This window comes from Microbacterium sp. B35-04, assembly GCF_010634885.1.
Classification (GTDB): domain Bacteria; phylum Actinomycetota; class Actinomycetes; order Actinomycetales; family Microbacteriaceae; genus Microbacterium.
The window spans coordinates 24,499-43,049 of record NZ_MWLP01000013.1; the positions used below are offsets into that span (position 1 = coordinate 24,499).

The 18,551-nt window shown below is 70.4% G+C and carries 16 protein-coding genes; 12 read left to right on the plus strand and 4 right to left on the minus strand.

The genetic code is table 11. From position 1 onward, the window contains the following. Positions 1-234: 234 nt before the first annotated feature. Positions 235-951 (minus strand): NRDE family protein, encoded by a 717-nt coding sequence (locus B1729_RS03860; RefSeq protein WP_163630786.1) that lies wholly within the window; start codon positions 949-951, stop codon positions 235-237. A gap of 71 nt (positions 952-1,022) precedes the next feature. Here B1729_RS03860 and coaBC point away from each other — a divergent pair, with 71 nt between their 5' ends. Further along, entirely contained in the window at positions 1,023-2,258 is a 1,236-nt protein-coding gene (gene coaBC, locus B1729_RS03865; protein WP_163630788.1) for a bifunctional phosphopantothenoylcysteine decarboxylase/phosphopantothenate--cysteine ligase CoaBC, read from the plus strand. Between the two features lie 80 nt (positions 2,259-2,338). Further along, on the plus strand, positions 2,339-3,235 hold the full coding sequence (locus B1729_RS03870) for a glycerophosphodiester phosphodiesterase family protein (protein ID WP_163630790.1): 897 nt from the start codon (positions 2,339-2,341) through the stop codon (positions 3,233-3,235). A gap of 100 nt (positions 3,236-3,335) precedes the next feature. Here B1729_RS03870 and B1729_RS20695 read toward each other — a convergent pair whose 3' ends face one another. Next, entirely contained in the window at positions 3,336-3,488 is a 153-nt protein-coding gene (locus B1729_RS20695; protein WP_239539403.1) for a hypothetical protein, read from the minus strand. On the opposite strand from B1729_RS20695, the gene B1729_RS03875 reads away from it, so the two are divergent. The 4 genes from B1729_RS03875 (at position 3,478) to B1729_RS03890 (ending at position 8,847) form a co-directional block, all read left to right on the plus strand. After that, positions 3,478-3,990 carry a hypothetical protein gene (locus B1729_RS03875; protein WP_239539405.1) on the plus strand — a complete coding sequence of 171 codons (513 nt, stop codon included), beginning with the start codon at positions 3,478-3,480 and terminating at the stop codon, positions 3,988-3,990. The two genes, B1729_RS20695 and B1729_RS03875, sit on opposite strands and share 11 nt — an antisense overlap. 261 nt (positions 3,991-4,251) lie before the next feature. After that, positions 4,252-6,405 carry a DEAD/DEAH box helicase gene (locus B1729_RS03880; protein WP_163617929.1) on the plus strand — a complete coding sequence of 718 codons (2,154 nt, stop codon included), beginning with the start codon at positions 4,252-4,254 and terminating at the stop codon, positions 6,403-6,405. A 152-nt stretch (positions 6,406-6,557) separates the two neighbouring features. After that, positions 6,558-7,586 (plus strand): 6-phosphofructokinase, encoded by a 1,029-nt coding sequence (locus tag B1729_RS03885; protein WP_163630794.1) that lies wholly within the window; start codon positions 6,558-6,560, stop codon positions 7,584-7,586. Between the two features lie 310 nt (positions 7,587-7,896). Continuing rightward, positions 7,897-8,847 (plus strand): hypothetical protein, encoded by a 951-nt coding sequence (locus B1729_RS03890; RefSeq protein WP_163630796.1) that lies wholly within the window; start codon positions 7,897-7,899, stop codon positions 8,845-8,847. A 52-nt stretch (positions 8,848-8,899) separates the two neighbouring features. On the opposite strand, the gene B1729_RS03895 is transcribed toward B1729_RS03890, so the two are convergent. Continuing rightward, the gene (locus tag B1729_RS03895) at positions 8,900-11,020 is read right to left on the minus strand and encodes a S9 family peptidase (RefSeq protein WP_163630861.1); all 2,121 of its coding nucleotides are present in this window, start codon (positions 11,018-11,020) and stop codon (positions 8,900-8,902) included. A 204-nt stretch (positions 11,021-11,224) separates the two neighbouring features. Here B1729_RS03895 and B1729_RS03900 point away from each other — a divergent pair, with 204 nt between their 5' ends. The 5 genes from B1729_RS03900 (at position 11,225) to B1729_RS03920 (ending at position 16,149) form a co-directional block, all read left to right on the plus strand. Continuing rightward, positions 11,225-12,520 (plus strand): inorganic phosphate transporter, encoded by a 1,296-nt coding sequence (locus B1729_RS03900; protein ID WP_163630798.1) that lies wholly within the window; start codon positions 11,225-11,227, stop codon positions 12,518-12,520. Then, positions 12,517-12,846, plus strand: a complete 330-nt coding sequence (locus tag B1729_RS03905) for a peptidase (protein ID WP_163617925.1) — start codon at positions 12,517-12,519, stop codon at positions 12,844-12,846. The genes B1729_RS03900 and B1729_RS03905 overlap by 4 nt, the downstream gene beginning before the upstream one ends. A 132-nt stretch (positions 12,847-12,978) precedes the next feature. After that, on the plus strand, positions 12,979-13,890 hold the full coding sequence (locus B1729_RS03910) for a phosphodiesterase (protein ID WP_239525879.1): 912 nt from the start codon (positions 12,979-12,981) through the stop codon (positions 13,888-13,890). Positions 13,891-14,039: 149 nt separating this feature from the next. After that, on the plus strand, positions 14,040-15,521 hold the full coding sequence (locus B1729_RS03915) for an aspartate ammonia-lyase (RefSeq protein WP_163630800.1): 1,482 nt from the start codon (positions 14,040-14,042) through the stop codon (positions 15,519-15,521). Between the two features lie 61 nt (positions 15,522-15,582). Next, complete coding sequence (locus tag B1729_RS03920) at positions 15,583-16,149, plus strand: DUF4190 domain-containing protein (RefSeq protein ID WP_163617922.1); 567 nt, start codon at positions 15,583-15,585, stop codon at positions 16,147-16,149. An 85-nt stretch (positions 16,150-16,234) separates the two neighbouring features. On the opposite strand, the gene B1729_RS03925 is transcribed toward B1729_RS03920, so the two are convergent. After that, positions 16,235-17,098, minus strand: a complete 864-nt coding sequence (locus tag B1729_RS03925) for a fumarylacetoacetate hydrolase family protein (RefSeq protein WP_163630801.1) — start codon at positions 17,096-17,098, stop codon at positions 16,235-16,237. Between the two features lie 85 nt (positions 17,099-17,183). Here B1729_RS03925 and B1729_RS03930 point away from each other — a divergent pair, with 85 nt between their 5' ends. Further along, positions 17,184-18,410: a PrsW family intramembrane metalloprotease gene (locus tag B1729_RS03930; RefSeq protein WP_163630803.1), complete on the plus strand. Its 1,227-nt coding sequence runs from the start codon at positions 17,184-17,186 to the stop codon at positions 18,408-18,410. The last annotated feature ends 141 nt before the right edge of the window (positions 18,411-18,551 follow it).

Consider the following 18,551-nt stretch of genomic DNA (forward strand, 5'->3'; position numbering starts at 1 on the left):
GGGGGAGCCGGGGTTCGTCGTGCTCGTTCCTCGCTCTCTCGACGACCGGGAGGGGAGCCGGGGGGTTCGTCGTGCTCGTTCCTCGCTCTCTCGACGACCGGGAGGGGGGAACCGGCGTTTCGACTCGCTCGCGCGACGACCGGGGCAAGGGGAATCGGTCGTTGAGCGAGGGAGCGCCAGCGACCGAGACGAAACGCCTCGGACGCGGCGCACACCTCGGCCCGCCGCCGCTCCTTACTCGAGCGCGAGCCCGCCCCACTTGCCCGGGTGCGCCAGTTCGCCGTAGTGGACGTCCACGTCGTCCGCCGACACGGACGCGACGCAGGCCAGGAGCGACAGCGTGGGGTAGCCGTACGGACGGTTGTCGCGGATGATGGCGCGGTCGTCGGTGGGCGGGAGCTCAGCGGATCGCTCGAGCACCTCGACCCACGGCATCCACCAGCGTCCTTCGTCCGAGGGCTCGGCCGACCGGAACTCGCCCAGCCACCGGGCGATGCGAGGGGTGCCGGTGTCGTCGACGTCGTCGTGGGCGATCATGTGGGTTCCGGGTTCGAGCTCGACCGTGCGCAGGGTGACGCCGTCCCACGTCAGCACGCGTGCGTGCGCGCCGTCGACCTCGACGAGATTGAAGCCGTGCGTCGGCGGTTCGCCCGCCGGTGAGCGACCCGCGACGGAGTCGAGCACGATGCCGCCCCGTGACACGAGCTCGGATTCCGGACGCGAGGACTCGTCCGCGCGGTTGAGGAGCACGGCGAGCCGGCCGGCTGCCGGGTCGGCCGCCAGCCAGGCCCCGCCGGCGCGGACGTCGCGCACCCCCACGACGCCGTCGTGCGCTTCGGGCCACCAGCGGCCGAGCGGATTCCACGGCCGTTCCGGATCCTCGTCACGGATCGCGAGGACGCGTGTGGGCTCGTCGGCCGATGCCGGGACGCGGATCACAACGGTGCACATGCGGAGAGCTCCTCGGGGGTGTCGTCCGGCTGTGGAGCCGGGGAGTCGGGCGGGCGTGCCAAGATCGGAGGGTGTTCGTCGTAGTCGGGGTCACCGGTGGCATCGCCGCCTACAAGACGGTGCAGCTCGTGCGCCTGCTGGTCAAGGCGGGGCATGAGGTGCATGTCGTCCCGACGGACGACGCCCTCCGGTTCGTCGGGCTGCCGACGTGGGAGGCGATCAGCCGTCATCCCGTGACGACCTCCGTCCACGACGACGTCGCGCGGGTCCGTCACGTCGCGCTCGGCCAGGCGGCCGACCTCGTGATCGTGGCGCCCGCGACGGCGAACACCCTGGCGAAGATGACCGCGGGACTCGCGGACGACCTCCTCGGAACGACCCTACTCGCCACCACGGCACCGGTCGTCGTGGCGCCGGCGATGCACACCGAGATGTGGCGCCACCCTTCGACCGTGCACAACATGGCGACTCTGCGCGAGCGCGGGGTCATCGTGGTCGGCCCCGAGAGCGGTGAGCTGACCGGCGGCGACAGCGGACCGGGACGGATGTCGGAGCCCGAGGCGATCCTCGACGCCGCGCTCGCCGCGGCCGGCGGACGGGCCGGCGACCTCGACGGGCTCCGCATCGTGGTGAGCGCCGGTGGCACGCGCGAGCCCATCGACCCGGTGCGCTACATCGGCAACCGCTCGAGCGGCCGCCAGGGCGTGGCCGTAGCGCTGTCTGCCGCCGAGCGCGGCGCCGACGTCGTGCTCGTCGCCGCCCATGTCGACGACGGCGTGCTGGCCGCGGCATCCGCTGTCCCGCGTGTGCGGGTGGTGCGCGCCGGTACCGCGGCGGAACTCGGCGCCGCCGTCGAGGCCGAGGCGGGCGACGCCGACGTCATCGTGATGGCAGCGGCCGTGGCCGACTACCGCGTGGCCGAGGTGTCGCCGCGCAAGCGCTCCAAGGAGTCCGCGGGGGGCGGCGGGATCACCCTCGACCTCATCGAGAACGACGACATCCTCGCCGGGCTCGTCCGTCGCCGTCGGGAGGGCCAGACCATCGTCGGGTTCGCCGCCGAGACGCCGGGCGACGGTGAGACGCTGCTCGACCGTGGACGACGCAAAGCCGCCCGCAAGGGCACGGACCTGCTGGCTGTGAACGAGGTCGGCTGGACGAAGGGATTCGAGGCCGCCGACAACGCGGTGACCGTCGTCGACGTCGGCGGCGAGGTCGTCGCGGCCCGCCGGGGCAGCAAGACCGACGTCGCCGAGGCACTCTGGGACGCTGTGCTCGTCGTGAGGCGAACCAGCGGGAATCCAAAGTAACGAAACAGTAACGGCGCATGTAGAGTGGTCCGCACCACGTCGACGGTGACGTGGTGTATGACCCTCGGAGGACATGCCCGATGCCCTACCCCGCGGCATCCGATCGCGCCCGCGACCGGATCCATGCCTTGTCCGTCATGTGTGTGCTCGCCATCGCGAGCGTCGTCATCGCCGTCCTCGGCGCCACGCCCGCACGCGTCAGCTCGAGCGAGCTCATGGGCGAGGAGCGGACGCCCGGCGATGCCGCATTCATCGCGAGCCATCGCGGCGGAGCCTCCACTGCGCCCGAGAACACGCTGTCCGCCGTCACCGCCGCGCTCGACGCCGGCTTCGACTACGTCGAGGTCGACGTCGCGCTCACCGCCGATCGCCACCCGGTGCTGATGCACGACAAGTCGGTCGACCGCACGACCGACGGCCGCGGGCGCCTCGCTTCACTCACGCTCACCGAAGTGCGCGCGCTGGATGCGGGGTCTTGGTTCGACGCCGCCTATGCAGGGACCCCCGTGCCGACCTTCACCGAGTTCCTGGACGTGCTCGTCGCGGCCGACGCTCGCGCCATCGTGGAGCTGAAGGGCGGATGGGATGCCGCCGCCATCGACGCGGCGGTCGCCGAGGTCGCGGCGCGCAGCCTCGAGCGGCGCATCGTGTTCGCCAGTTTCGACGCGCGCACCCTCGCCCTGGCGGCGGCGGAGTCGGAGGTGCTGTCGCGGCTGCTCATCCTGAAGCACCTGCCCTCCGACGTCGTGAGCGCGGTGGCCGAGTCCGGCGCCCGCGGCGTGCTGGTGAGCCGCAAAGCGGTGCTGGCGCGCCCGGGCATCGTGGACGAGCTGCACGCGGTGGGCGCGCGCGTCGTCGTGTACACGCTCAACAGCGACACGCAGTGGGACGCCGTCACCGCGCTCGGAGTCGACGGCATCGTGACCGACGACCCCCACACGCTCTCCGAGTGGCAGAGCGCCTACGCAGGACCCTGAGTCTCGGCGCGACGCCGTCCGCCCGGCGTGGGCACTGCCATCCGATCCTCCGCGTCGTTAGGGTCGAATCGCGGCGCCCTTCGGCGCACGAGAGGACGGGTCACGTGGGAACGGTCGAGCGGAGCCGGTGGAAGCGGGTCGTGGTCAGGTGCGCCGCGCTGGTCGTGCTCGCGTCGGTCGTCACCGGGTGCCGCCCCGAGCCCGCCGTCACTCCCTCCAGCAGCCCATCTCCCTCGCCCACGATGAGGGACACGACGCGCGGACCGTCGGTCTCGCCGATCGAGACCGAGAAGCCGCAGTCCGCGTTCGAGCTGCCCACCGCGTGCGAGCAGATCTACTCCGCGTCCATGCTCGCCGACCTGCAGTCGGCCAATCCGCCTCTCAACGACCCCGGCGTCACGATGCTGTCGACGGAGAACGCCGACCTGCTCGAGATCATCCACGGCGGTGCTCCGACTCTGCGGTGCTCGTGGGGGCAGCCCAGCGAGTACGGCCTGGCGACCAACGTGACCGAGATCGACGGCACTCAGGCGGCCGCCATCGTCGCGGCACTGCCGGCTGCCGGATTCGGCTGCGAGGCGCTGGGCGACGGCACCGTGTGCCGGATCGAGCAGAAGGGCATCACGCTCGACGACAACGAGTACACCCGCGGTGAGACGCACTACGTCGGCGACGGCGCCATGGTGACCACCGCGTGGATCAACTTCGCGCCCGAGGGCTACACCGAAGACGTGGTCGCGACCCTCTGGGGCTGAGGCCTGCGGTCCCCGCATCTCGAATCCGCATCCCTTCGGCGGGCCTACTTCCCCGGATGGGGGAGTCGTCCCGTAGAATGAGCCCAGGGAAGAACCACCGACGACGTCGCAGCTCGCAGAAGTGAGTGCCCGCGACCGCCGGCGGCGAGTCCCCGATCCCGCGTTCGCGACGGCGTTAGCGCCGCCCGCGGGAGCACGCACAACCATCGGTGTCATCCGATCCTCGCCGGTCCCGAGCCGGCACTCACGCTCAGGAGGAGCATGCCGCCCACGGCAACCGCCCAGACGGCGCAGCGTCGCCGCAAGACCTCGTCCGCACGTCGCGACGACGAGGCCCCCATCATCCCGATCCTCGCCCGCAAGGTGCGCGAGGTCGAGGCCAAGGCCCAGCGCGGAAAGCTCGGGCCGACCAACCGCGTCAAGTTCCAGGTCATCGCGTTCCTGGTGCGCGAGGAGCGGGCCCGCGTGAAGGGCGACACCGAGCTGACGGATGCCACCCGCTCGGAGCTGCTGAAGCGGCTCGACGGCGTCGCGACCATCCTGGCGAAGACCGCCGCCCGCGACACCTCGCTCATCCAGCTGCTCGAGGTCGACCAGGCCACCTCACCGGTCGCGCGCCGCATGCGCCGGGACTGGCTGCTGGAGTCGGGCGCCGAGCTCGCCCCTGACGAGCTCATCATCACCGACGTCGCGCCCGTCTCGGCGCCGGTCGTCCCTGCGGCGCTCGTCGAGCGCCAGGTGGTGCCGCAGCAGGTGGTGGCGCGACGCGAGGCGAACCCCTTCCTCGCGCCCGACCTCTCGGCTCGACCCTCCAAAGAGACGCCGCGTCGGCGCCTGGACAGCTGGGAGCTCATGGGCCCGCTGTACAAGGCGTTCGAGACCGGTGCCGGCGGCGGCAGCGCCACCATGGATCTGCCGCCCGTCCCCGAATTCGACCGTCTGTCGCCCAGGGGCCTCGAGGTCATGCCGCACCAGTCGAGGTTCCTCGAGTCCGTGCGCGCCGGGCACCGCGCCTTCCTCCTCGCCGACGAACCGGGCCTCGGCAAGACGGCGGAGTCGGTGCTCGCAGCATCCGTCGCGAACGCGTACCCGCTCCTCGCGGTCGTCCCGAACGTCGTGAAGATGAACTGGGCGCGCGAGGTGGAGCGCTGGACGCCCCAGCGTCGCGCCACGGTGATCCAGGGCGACGGCGAAGACATCGACGCGTTCGCCGACGTGTTCATCGTCAACTACGAGATCCTCGACCGGCATCTGTCGTGGCTCAGCTCGATCGGGCTGAAGGGCATGGTCGTCGACGAGGCGCACTTCATCAAGAACCTCGGCTCGCAGCGGTCGCAGAACGTGCTCGCGCTGGCGACCCGCATCCGCGAGCAGGTGCGCGACCCGTTGCTGCTGGCCCTCACCGGTACGCCGCTCATCAACGACGTCGAGGACTTCGACGCGATCTGGCGGTTCCTCGGATGGACCAACGGCGAGAAGCCGGGCCCCGTGCTGATGGAGAAGCTCGACGAGACCGGTCTGACGCCGGCCGACAAGGCGTTCTATCCCGAGGCCCGCGATGCGGTCATCTCGATGGGCATTGTGCGGCGCAAGAAGAAGGATGTCGCGGCCGACCTTCCCGACAAGCTCATCGCCGATCTCCCCGTGGAGCTCGACGACGAGTTCGGCCGGTCGATCCGGCAGGCCGAGCGCGAGCTCGGCGAGCGGCTCGCCGCGAAGTACCGTCGCATCATCCAGGCGCGTGGCGACCGGGGCCTCGCTCCCGGCGAGGTGGACGAGGACATCGTCCGGCTGGTCGCGCACAACGAGCTGGAGGAGTCGAAGGCCGCCGGCACAGGCTCGGAGAACGTCTTCACGATGGTGCGCAAGATCGGCCAGGCCAAGGCCGTGCTCGCCGCGGACTACGCGGTGCAGCTGCAGCGCTCGGTCGGCAAGGTCGTGTTCTTCGCCAAGCACATCGACGTCATGGACGCCGCCGAGGCGCACTTCGCCGCAGCGGGACTCAAGACGGTATCGCTGCGCGGCGATCAGGCCACGGCGGCCCGCCAGCAGGCGATCGACGAGTTCAACAACGATCCCGCCGTCGGCATCGCGGTCTGCTCGCTGACCGCGGCCGGTGTCGGCGTGAACATGCAGGCGTCGTCGAACGTCGTGCTCGCCGAGCTGTCCTGGACGGCGGCCGAGCAGACGCAGGCGATCGACCGCGTGCACCGCATCGGCCAGGACGAGCCGGTCACCGCGTGGCGCATCATCGCGGCGCACACGATCGACACCAAGATCGCCGAGCTGATCGACTCGAAGCAGGGGCTCGCCGCGCGGGCCCTCGACGGCGAGGCCGTCGATCCGCAGTCGAGCGACTCGGTGCAGCTGTCGGCGCTCATGCACGTGCTGCGGCAGGCGCTCGGCGCCGCGTAAAGCGCGTATGGGGGAGGGCGGCGCGAATTCGCGCCGCCCTCCGTCGTCGGCGCGGGCTCGGGCGGTGCGTGTGGCAGGCCGGCGCGTCCGGCACTAATGTCGGGGGAGGCAGCGTCGCCGACTCTCTTCACCGGACAGCGAGGAACACAGCTATGAAGATCGGCATCCTGACGAGCGGCGGCGATTGCCCCGGGCTCAACGCGGTCATCCGCGGCGTCGTGCTCAAGGGGACGACGACCTACGACCTCGAGTTCGTCGGCATCCGCGACGGCTGGCGGGGTGTGGTCGACGGCGACTTCTTCCCGCTCACGCGGCACGAGGTGAAGGGGCTGTCGAAGGTCGGCGGCACCATCCTCGGCACCAGCCGCACCAACCCGTACGAGGGTCCGCGCGGCGGCGCCGAGAACATCGCGAAGACGATGTACGGCCACCGCATCGACGGCATCATCGCCATCGGCGGCGAGGGCACTCTGGCGGCCGCCAACCGCCTCGCGAACGACGGCATCAACGTGCTGGGCGTCCCGAAGACGATCGACAACGACCTGCGCGCGACGGACTACTCGTTCGGCTTCGACACCGCCGTCAACATCGCCACCGACGCGATGGACCGCCTGCGCACCACCGGCGACTCCCACCAGCGCTGCATGGTCGCCGAGGTCATGGGGCGCCACGTCGGCTGGATCGCCCTGCACGCCGGCATGGCCGCCGGCGCGCACACCATCTGCATCCCCGAGGTGCCGATGTCGATCGGCGACATCTGCGCCCAGGTGACGAAGGCGCACGATCGCGGTCGCGCGCCGCTCGTCGTGGTCTCGGAGGGCTTCACGCTCACCGGCATGGACGAGGCGTTCAGCGACAAGGGCCTCGACGCCTTCAACCGTCCGCGTCTGGGCGGCATCAGCGAGGTCCTCGCGCCCGAGATCGAACGCATCACGGGCATCGAGACGCGCTCCACCGTGCTGGGCCACATCCAGCGCGGCGGCTCGCCCTCGGGCTTCGACCGCGTGCTGGCGACCCGCCTGGGCCTGCACGCCGCCGACGCCGTCGTCGACGGCGCCTGGGGTCAGATGGTCGCCATGCGCGGCACCGACATCGTGCGCGTGCCCTTCGCCGAGGCGCTGGGCGAGCTCAACACCGTCCCCCTCTACCGCTACGAAGAGGCCGCCGCGCTCTTCGGGTGACGTCTCCCGCGCCGGACGGGACGGTGAGCGGATGCCTCGCCCCGAGGCATCCGCTCACCTTCATCTCTTGATGTCCCGGTTTTGGCTCTTGATGTCCCGGTTTTTGGCCCCGATGTCCCGATTTCGTTCGTAGGCGGCAGGCTGAGCGATGGAAATCGGGACATGCTCGCTCGATCCGATGCCACGGGATGTTCGTGGTCGGCTCCGCAGGCTGCTCATCGCCTCCTCCCCGACGGCGCCTGGCGATCAGGTGCTCACAGATCGCCGATCAAGACCTATCCGTTCGGCGGTGCTGCGGGAAGGTGAACGGATGCCGCGCCGCTCGCCCCTGCCGTCAGAACTGCCCGCGCGATTCAGTGTGTCGACGGCCGTCGCGCTCGGCGTCGCTCCATCGAGGCTGAACCGCGGCGACCTGCGTCGGCCGTTCCACGGCGTCCGTGCACTGGGAGACACCCCTGAAGCGACGCTGCTGGCTTCGTGCCTCGACTATGCCCCCCGCCTCGCGGAATGGCAGTTCTTCAGTCATGAGACGGCGTTGAGCCTCATGGGCGCGCCGACTCCTGAGTGGCCCCACCGCCCCGCTGTGCACGTTTCCGCTCACCGACCCGCTCGGGAGCCACGGACCTCGGGGGTCACCGGCCATCGCCTGCAACTGCGCGAGTCGGCGACGCTGGTTCTTCCGAACGGGCTGCCGATCGAGCACCCGGTGCGAGCCTGGCGGCAAGCGGGCACGCTCTGGGGGCTCGACGATCTCGTCGCTGCGGCTGATTTCCTGATCAGCGACCGGGGGCGACGGCCGATCGCCGCCATCGAAGATCTCGTCGCCGAGGTCGAAACCCTAGGTGACATCCGCGGCGGCATTCTGCGGAGAGCGCTGGCCGAGTCTCGCGGGGGCGTGAGGTCCCCGCGTGAGACGCGCCTTCGCCTGCTGCTGGTCCGTGCTGGTCTTCCCGAGCCCGAGATCAACTGGACTCTGAGGACTCATCGCGGTGCTGCGGTCGCGGAGCTGGACCTTGCGTATCCCCGATGGCGCGTGGCACCGGAGTACGACGGACGGGTCCACGCCGAGGACGCGGAACAGTTCGCGAAGGATGCCGATCGCTGGGATCTCATCCGTGCTCTCGGGTGGGATCACGTTCGCGTCCTCAACCACCACATGCGCGGTGACGGCCGCTCAGCCGTTGCGAAGGTGCGTGACGCTCGCATCCAGGCAGGTTGGCGCCCCGGTCAGGGACGTCATGTCCCACTTTCGTTCGCCTAGCCGACGCTGTGCGGCAGAGAGTGGGACACGACGGCGAGAAAGTGGGACACGCTCACGCGTCGGCGACGTCCAGCACGTCCAGCAGCCAGGCGAGCTCGAAGGCGCGCTCGCGCCAGGCGTTGTAGCGTCCGCTGACGCCGCCGTGGCCGGCGACCATCTCGCACTTGAGCAGGGCGTCGGCGCCGACTTCGCGCAGGCGCGCCACCCACTTCGCGGGCTCGACGTACAGCACGCGGGTGTCGTTGAGCGACGTGACGGCGAGGATGCGCGGGTACGCGGCATCCGTCCGCACGTTCTCGTACGGCGAGTAGGACTTCATGTAGGCGTAGACGTCGGCGTTGTGCAGCGGGTCGCCCCACTCATCCCATTCGATGACGGTGAGCGGCAGCGACGGGTCGAGGATCGTGGTGAGCGCGTCGACGAACGGCACGTCGGCGAGGATGCCGGCGAAGAGCTCGGGCGCGAGGTTGGCGACGGCGCCCATCAGCAGCCCGCCCGCCGAGCCGCCCTCGGCGACGAGGCGATCGGGCGTCGTGTAGCCGTTGTCGATCAGGTGCAGGGCGCAGTCCACGAAGTCCGTGAAGGTGTTGCGCTTGCTGAGCAGCTTGCCGTCCTCGTACCACTGGCGACCCATCTCGCCGCCGCCCCGCACGTGGGCCACGGCGAACACGACGCCCCGGTCGAGCTCCGAGAGGCGGGCGACCGAGAAGCCGGGCTCGATCGAGTGCTCGTACGACCCGTAGCCGTACAGGTGCACCGGTCGCGGGGCGGCGCCGGCGTCGCCGAACGACCGCTTGTACACCAGCGAGATCGGAATCTGCGTGCCGTCCTGCGCGGTCGCCCAGACGCGTTCCTGGGCGTACTCCGACGGCTCGTAGCCGCCGAGCACGGGCTGGCGCTTGCGCAGGTGCAGCTCACCGGTCGCGACATCGAGGTCGTACACCGTGCCGGGCGTGACGAAGGAGCCGTAGCCCAGACGCAGCAGCGGGGGAGCCCACTCCGGGTTGCCGCCGGTGCCCACGGAGTACAGCGGCTCGTCGAACGCGATCTCGCTGACCTCGCTCGACGAGTATTCGAGCATGCCGAGTCGGGGGAGGCCGCCGCGGCGGTAGCCGACCACGCCCCAGTCTCGGAACGTCGACACGCCCAGCAGCCGCTCGCCCGGGCGGTGGGGGATCACGACCGCGCGCTCTCCGGACGGGTCGGATGCCGCCACCCGCACCAGTTCGAAGTCCAGGGCGCCGTCATTGTGGAGGATGAACAGCACGTCCTCGCCGTCGACGACGGCGTGCTCGGAGTCGTACTCGACCCCTTCGGTGCGCGGCCACACGATGCGCGGCTCGCCGCGCAGGTCGTCGGCATCCAGCAGCCACTCCTCCGAGGTGATCGACGAGCCCAGCCCGATCACCAGGAAGCGGTCGCTGCGGGTGAAGCCCGCGCCCACCCAGAACTTCTCGTCGGGCTCGTGGAAGAGCTTCGCGTCGTCGGCGACCGCGGTGCCCAGCTCGTGCAGCCAGACGGTGTCGGGGCGCCACGCGTCGTCGACGGTCGTGTAGACGATGAAGCGGCCGTCGGGCGAGAAGGTGGCGCCGGCGAACGTGTCGGGGATCTCATCGGCCAGCTGCTCGCCGGTCGAGAGGTCGCGCACCCGCACCGTGTAGCGCTCGTCGCCGGCGACATCCACGCCGTAGAGCATCAGGGCGCCGTCGTTCGAGACCTCGAAGCTGCCGAGCGAGAAGAACTCGTGACCCTCCGCCTCGATGTTGCCGTCGAGCAGGATCTGCTCGCCAGGCACCTCGACATCGGGGGAGAGTTCGGGCGGCGTCCAGTCGTCGGGCGACGCGAGCGGCGCGCGGCACTGGATGCCGTACTGCTTGCCCTCGACAGTGCGGCCGTAGTACCACCAGTCGCCGCGGCGCGTCGGCACCGAGAGGTCCGTCTCGAGCGTCCGGCCCTTGATCTCGCTGAAGATTCGCTCGCGGAGTCCCTCCAGATGGGCCGTGCGCTGCTGCGTGTAGGAGTTCTCGGCCTCGAGGTGGGCGATGACGGCGGCGTCCTCCTTCTCACGGAACCACTCGTAGCGGTCTTCGACGTCGTCGCCGTGGTGCGAGCGCACGGTGATTCTGCTGTCGGCGACGGGAGGGACTTGGCCGGCGTCGAGCGGGGGACGGATGCCGGTGGCCGGGGTGGACGCGGCGGGTACGGAGTCGCTGAGAGTCACCGTTCCACGCTAGTCGCCTCCGAGTTGACCGTCAGGGTCGCCGATGTAGGATTCTTCCTGGCCGGTTGCCGGTTCCTGAATTCTTGGTGAACTCTTCGTTCGTCGCGCCGATCTCGTCGGCACCATCTCTCCACTCCTCCTCACCGAAAGCGAACGGTGGAAACCGCAACCCTCATCATCGTTCTGGTGATCGCGCTGGCGCTGTTCTTCGATTTCACGAACGGCTTCCACGACACGGCGAACGCGATGGCGACGCCGATCGCCACCGGCGCCCTCAAGCCCAAGACGGCTGTGCTCCTCGCTGCGGTGCTCAACCTCGTCGGTGCGTTCCTGTCCACCGAGGTGGCGCAGACCATCTCGGGCGGGATCATCAACGAGGAGCAGATCTCCCACGACATCTTCCCCGAGATCATCCTCGCCGGGCTCATCGGCGCCATCACGTGGAACATGCTCACGTGGCTGCTGGGTCTTCCCTCGTCGTCGTCGCACGCGCTGTTCGGCGGGCTGATCGGCGCCACGATCGTCGGCGTCGGCTTCACGGCCGTGAACTTCGGCGTCGTCATGTCCAAGGTGATCCTCCCGGCGTTCATCGCCCCGGTCACGGCCGGGCTCATCGCCTTCACCGCGACGAAGCTCGCCTACGCGCTCACCCGGCGCTACGACAGCAAGCCCGACGGGCGCGACGGCTTCCGTTTCGGGCAGATCTTCACGTCGTCCCTCGTCGCCCTGGCGCACGGCACGAACGACGCGCAGAAGACCATGGGCATCATCACGCTCCTCCTCATCACGGCCGGCCTGCAGTCCGCCTCGAACCCCGAGCCGCAGACCTGGGTGGTGTTCGCCTGCGCGATCACGATCGCCCTTGGCACCTACATGGGCGGCTGGCGCATCATCCGCACACTCGGCAAGGGGCTGACCGAGGTCAAGCCGGCGCAGGGCTTCGCGGCCGAGGCGTCGACGGCCTCGACGATCCTCGCCTCGAGCGCCCTCGGCTTCGCACTTTCGACCACCCAGGTCGCGTCGGGCTCGGTCATCGGATCCGGCCTCGGACGCCGGGGTTCCCAGGTGCGGTGGCGCACGGCGGGCCGCATCATGGTGGGCTGGGTCCTGACGCTCCCGGCTGCCGGCGCGGTCGGCGCCGTCGCGGCGCTCATCGTCGTGTGGCTCCCGGTCTGGGGCGTCATCATCGACGCGGTGCTCGCGGTCGTCATCATCCTCTTCCTCTTCCTGCGCTCCCGCCGCGACGAGGTCACGGCGTCGAATGCGATGAGCGAGGTCGCCGACTCCGGCCGCGCCGTCAAGGTCAAGCGCAACCCGCCGCCGACCCGCCGTCAGCGCGCGATCGCGCGTGAGGAGGCACGGCGCGTGGCGGCAGCTCAGACCGCGGCGAAGAAGGCAGCCAAGGCCGCGGAGCGATCTGCGAACGGCCCCAAGAACGGCGGCCCGCGATGACCATCCACTGGGACTCGTTCGTGCTCGTCTTCGTCGCCGCCTTCACCGCGGCGGTGCTCGTCGTCGCCTTCTACGCGCTGGGCCTGCGACTTCTCGTGCGTGCCGGCCGGGCGCCGGTCGTCGCCCCCGCCGAATTCACCGACGCCATCACCGTGATCTCCGAGAAAGAGGCTCGGCGCGCCGAGAAGGCCGCAGCGAAGGCCGCCAAGCGCAGCCCGCTGACCGAGGGCCAGAAGCGCGTGGCGCTTGCGGCCGCTTATCTCTGCTTCGCGGTATGCGCGGCCGCCGTGCTCGGCGGGCTCCTGCTCATCGTCTTCAACCACTGAGGTCGTCCCACCCCAGTGAGGCCCGCTCCCGTGCGCCGCGTGAGGCCTGTCGGAGCGAGCGCTTAGGCTGAGGCCATGGCGTCCACGACCCCTGCCGGCGCAGCCGACGCGTCCCCCGGAGCATCCGGCCGGGTGAGCCCGGGCGTACCCATCCAGTTCGGTCAGCACCCGCCGGCACGGCGCACCCTGCTGCACGTGAGCGACACGCACCTGCTCGCCGGCAACGCGCTGCTCGGCGGACGCTTCGACACGGCGGCGAATCTCACCCGGACGCTCGCCGCCGCCGAGGCCATCGGCATCCGTCCCGACGCGATCGTGTTCACCGGCGACCTGGCGGATCTCGGTGAGCCCGAGGCGTACACCGCGCTGCGCGCGGCGGTCGAACCGGTCGCGGAGCGGCTCGGAGCGCCCATCGTGTGGCTGGCGGGCAACCACGACGAGCGGCCGGCGATGCGCCGCGACCTGCTCGGGCTCGAGCCGACCCAGCAGCCCGTCACCGGTGTGTGGGACCTCGGCGGTCTCCGTCTGATCGGCCTCGACTCGACGGTGCCCGGCTGGCACCACGGCGATCTGGATTCCGCGCAGCTCGAGTGGCTGCGGGACGCGCTCGCGACACCCGCCCCGCTCGGCACGATCGTCGCCCTGCATCACCCGCCGTTGCCGTCCCATGTGCCGCTGTTCGACATTCTGGAGCTCCGCGACCAGGGCCGCCTCGCCGAGGTGATCGCCGGCACAGACGTGCGCGCGATCCTCGCCGGCCACCTGCACTATTCGACCAGCGGCACCTTCGCAGGCGTCCCCGTGAGCGTCGCCGCCGCCACCTGCTACACGATGAACCTGGCGCGGGCCGCGGTCGACGTGAACGGCATGGACGCCGGCCAGTCCTTCCACCTCGTGCACGTGTACGACGACACGATCACCCACGCTGTCGTCCCGGTCGTCGATGCACCCACCGCTGACGTGTTCTCGGCGGAGTGGGTCGAGCGGATGTCGCGACTCACGCCCGAGCAGCGGCTCGAGGCCTTCTCGCGCAAGCCTCACTGAGCGCGCTCGAACACCATCGGCGGACCGCCCCCGTGTACGAGGCGACCCGTTTCGCTGTACGCCGCGTATAGGCGGGCGGGACCGCGTCGCGAGTAGTCTCGAAGCATCCCGGCACACCGCTGTGAACGACCCACGAGGACACCACACACATGTCACTGGACGCAATGACGCGCACCCGCATCGAGACCGATTCCCTCGGATCCCTGGAGATCCCCGCCGACGCGTACTGGGGCATCCACACAGCCCGTGCGCTGGAGAACTTCCCGATCTCGAAGAGGCCGATCTCGGTCTACCCCGACCTGGTGCGAGCGCTGGCGATGGTGAAGCAGGCCTCCGCCCGCGCCAACCGGGAGATCGGGGTTCTCGATCCGGCCAAGGCCGATCTGATCGACCGCGCCGCGCAACTCGTGATCGAGGGGCAGTTCCACGACCAGTTCGTCGTCGGCGTGATTCAGGGCGGCGCCGGCACGTCGACGAACATGAACGCGAACGAGGTCATCACGAATGTCGCCCTCGAGCTCGCCGGGCGGCCGAAGGGCGACTACGCGTTCCTGTCGCCGATCGACGACACCAACCGGAGCCAGTCGACGAACGACGTCTACCCGACCGCGGTGAAGGTGGGGCTCGGCCTCGACCTCAAGACCCTGCTCGAAGAGCTGGATCTGCTGCGACGGGCCTTCCTGGCCAAGGCGGTCGAGTTCCATGACGTGCTCAAGGTCGGCCGGACGCAGCTGCAGGATGCCGTGCCGATGACCCTCGGCCAGGAGTTCCACGGCTTCGCGACCACGCTCGGTTACGACCACCAGCGCCTCACGGAGAACGCGTACCTGCTCTACGAGATCAACATGGGCGCGACGGCCATCGGAACGGGCATCACCACCGACCCGTCCTACGCCCCGGCGGTGCTGCGGCACCTGCGAGAGATCTCGGGCCTCGACCTCGCGACAGCGAACGACCTCGTCGAGGCGACGAGCGACACCGGTTCGTTCATGTCGTTCTCGGCGTCGCTGAAGCGCAACGCGATCAAGCTGTCGAAGATCTGCAACGACCTCCGGCTGCTCTCGTCCGGCCCGCAGGCGGGCTTCGGCGAGATCAACCTCCCGGCCCGCCAGGCAGGCTCGAGCATCATGCCCGGCAAGGTCAACCCGGTCATCCCCGAGGTCGTGAACCAGGTCGCGTTCGCCATCGCGGGCGCCGACCTGACCGTGACGATGGCCGTCGAGGGCGGCCAGCTGCAGCTCAACGCGTTCGAGCCTGTCATCGCGCACTCGATCTTCCAGTCGATCACGTGGCTGCGACAGTCGATCCTCACTCTGCGGGTCAACTGCGTCGAGGGCATCACCGCGAACCGCGAGCGGCTCGGAGCCATGGTGGGCAACAGCGTCGGTGTCATCACGGCGCTGACGCCGTTCATCGGCTACGCCGCCGCCGCAGCGCTCGCCAAGACCGCGCTGCTGACCGGGCACAGCGTCGCCGACCTCGTCGTCGAGGCGGGCCTGATGTCGCGCGACGAGGTCGCCAAGCAGCTGTCACCTGCGCGGCTGTCGGGGCTCGAGACGGTGACGGCCGCCATCCCGATCCAGCAGGCGCCGGAAGACGTCGTGGTCGAGCAGCGCGCCGAGTCTCGTTGAGCGGTTGCCGCGGGCGGCTCCCGATCGATAACGTCAGGGAGACTCGAACGAAAGGCGAGAAATGACCGATCCGCAGAACCCGGCCGCACCCGAGCCGCCTCAGCAGCCCGTGGGGGAGCCGACTGCGCCTCAGCCGCCCGCCGACGCGTACCCCGCGCCCGCCGAGCCCGAGTACGCCGCCCCCGCCGCTGGGTCGGAGTACGCGGCGCCGGCGGCGGCCGCCCAGCCCACGGACACGACACCTCCGCCCGCGTACGAGGCGGCCCCGCCCGCGTACCCCGCAGCGGCCCCCGCGTACCCGACCGCACCGCCGGCGGCGTACGGCGCACCGGCCGACGGCCCCGTCCCGGGCAAGACGCTCGGTATCGTCGCGTTCATCCTGTCGTTCTTCGTCTCGCTGGTCGGCCTCGTCCTCGGCATCGTGGCGCTCGTGCAGAGCCGCAAGGCCGGCGTCAAGAACGGCTGGGCGGTGGCGGCGATCATCGTCGGTGCCGTGCTGCTGGTGCTCAGCATCATCTTGACCATCGTCATCGTGTCGCTCGTGGTGGGCGGCCTCGCCGCGGCCTGTGCCGAACTCGGCCCGGGCGTCTGGGATCTGGAGAGCGGCGGCACCATCACCTGCAACTGACGTAGGCGACAGCAATCAGCTGAAACCGGCGACGAGGGGCGGGTCCGCATCGCGGATCCGCCCCTCGTCCGTGCGCCGGTCGGCCTCAGCCGAGGATGCGGCAGTGGGTCGTGAGGGCGCCGATGCCGTCGATCCCCACGGTCACCGTCGAGCGGTCGCGCAGGAACACCTGCGGATCCCGGGAGTAGCCGGCGCCGCCCGGGCTGCCGGTCGAGATGAGGGTGCCGGGCAGCAGCGTCGCCGACTTCGACAGATGCGAGATGAGAGCCGCGACCGGGCGCACCATCTGGCCGGTGGTGGCGTCCTGCAGCGTGGCGCCGTCGAGCACCGTCCAGATATGGAGGTCCTGCGGGTCGGGAACCTCGTCGGCCGTGACCACGAACGGGCCCGTGGGCGTGAAGCCGTCGAACGACTTGCAGCGCGACCACTGTGCTTCGGAGTACTGGATGTCGCGCGCGGTGATGTCGTTGACCACGGTGTACCCCCACACGTGGTCGAGGGCATCCTCCGGTGCGACGTCCTTCGCCGGCGTGCCGATGATGACGCCGAGTTCCGCCTCGTAGTCGACGGATTCGCTCAGCGAGCGCGGCCAGGTCGTCGTGTTGTCGTGCCCGGCGAGCGAGTTCGGCCACAGCACGAACACGGTCGGCGTGGAGTCGGTCTTCAGTCCCAGCTCACTGGAATGCGCCGCGTAGTTGAGCCCGATCGCGAGGATCACGGGCGGGGTGAGGACCGCCGATGCGAAGCGCATCGAGTCGAGCGGATGCCGCGGCCCCTGGCCCGCGGCATCCCTGACGCGTGCGAGCAGCGCGTCGCCGCCGGCGATCAGCTCCTCCAGCACGCGGGGGGCCCCGTCGAACAGCGTCTCGACGATGACAGCCTCGTCGCCTTCGATCAGTGCGAGCCTCGGCCCGCCCGACTCCGGTGGCACGACATGGGCGAAGCGCATCCCCCCAACCTAGCCGGAGGGCCGCGCGGGAGTGCCACGGCAGCGTGCGCGACGCGTGAGTCCTGTGCAGCCTTAGGCTGTGCGCATGACGCACGACCCCGGTGCCGCCAGGCCACGGCCCTCGCTCACGCCGCCCGAGTTCGCGTCGGCGCTCGCGCAGCCCCGGCACGCCGCCGCGGCGCCGATCACGCCACCGGCGACCTCGCCCGCTCCCGTCCAGATCCCCACCGCCGCAGTACCGCGCGGGGGACGCACGGCGTCCATCTGGATCATCGGCGTCCTCGTGCTGATCCTGATCGGACTGGTCGGGTACTTCCTGAACGCCCTGGGTCCCGGTGCTTCGCTGATCGGGATGCTGCTGGCCCTGGTGCCGCTCGTCGGCGTGCTGTTCGCCGTGCGCATCGTCGACCGCTGGGAGCCCGAGCCGCGGGGACTGCTGGTGCTGGCGATCGCGTGGGGCGCCATCGCCGCCGTCGGCATCGCCCTGGGAGTCGACCTGCTCCTGTCGATGGTGTTCGGCCCCGCCACCGGCGCGCGTGAGGTGCTGCAGACCGTGGTGCAGGCGCCGGTCGTCGAGGAGTTCGCGAAGGGCCTGGGGGTGTTCCTCATCTTCGCGACCGCACGCCGGGCGTTCGACGGCCCGGTCGACGGCATCGTGTATGGCGCGCTGGTCGGCGCCGGCTTCGCGTTCACCGAGAACATCCAGTACTTCGCGGTGAGCTTCATCCAGGGGGGAGCCGCCGAGACGTCCATGACGTTCTTCCTGCGCGGCATCCTCTCGCCGTTCGCCCACGTCATGTTCACGAGTGTCACCGGCTTCGTCCTCGGCCTCGCCGCGCGGCGCGGGGTCTCGACAGGTCAGGCCATCGGACCGTGGCTCGTGGGGTTGGCCGGCGCGATCGCGCTGCACGCGTTCTGGAACGGCTCCGCGGTGTTCGGCGACTTCTTCGCGCTCTACCTCACGCTGCAGGTGCCGCTGTTCATCGGCTTCGTCCTGGGCATCGTCGCCCTGCGGCGTGAGGAGTCCCGGCTCACCCGGCGACGGCTGGGCGACTACGCCGCCGCGGGATGGTTCACCCCGCAGGAGGTCGACATGCTCGCCACGTCCGCCGGGCGCAAGGCGGCGCTGGCGTGGGCGCGCACGCTGCGGGGCGATCGCAGCGCGCTCATGAGGAGCTTCATCACCGACGCCACCGCGCTCGCCGCCACGCGCCAGCGCGCCATCACCGGCCGCGACCCGCACGCCGCAGCGGAGGAGCAGGATCTGCTGGCGAGGGCGGCGACGACACGCGCGGCGATGTTCGCGCCTTGACCGCAGAGGCACCTGGAACAAGACTCAGCGCTCGGTGCCGCGGCGATGCCTGCGTGTCTACCGAGCGCTGAGTTGGCCTGCGACCAGGATGCCGGGGGCCCGCGCGAGTGTCAAGAGAGCGCCGGTGGTTCCCCTGACGGC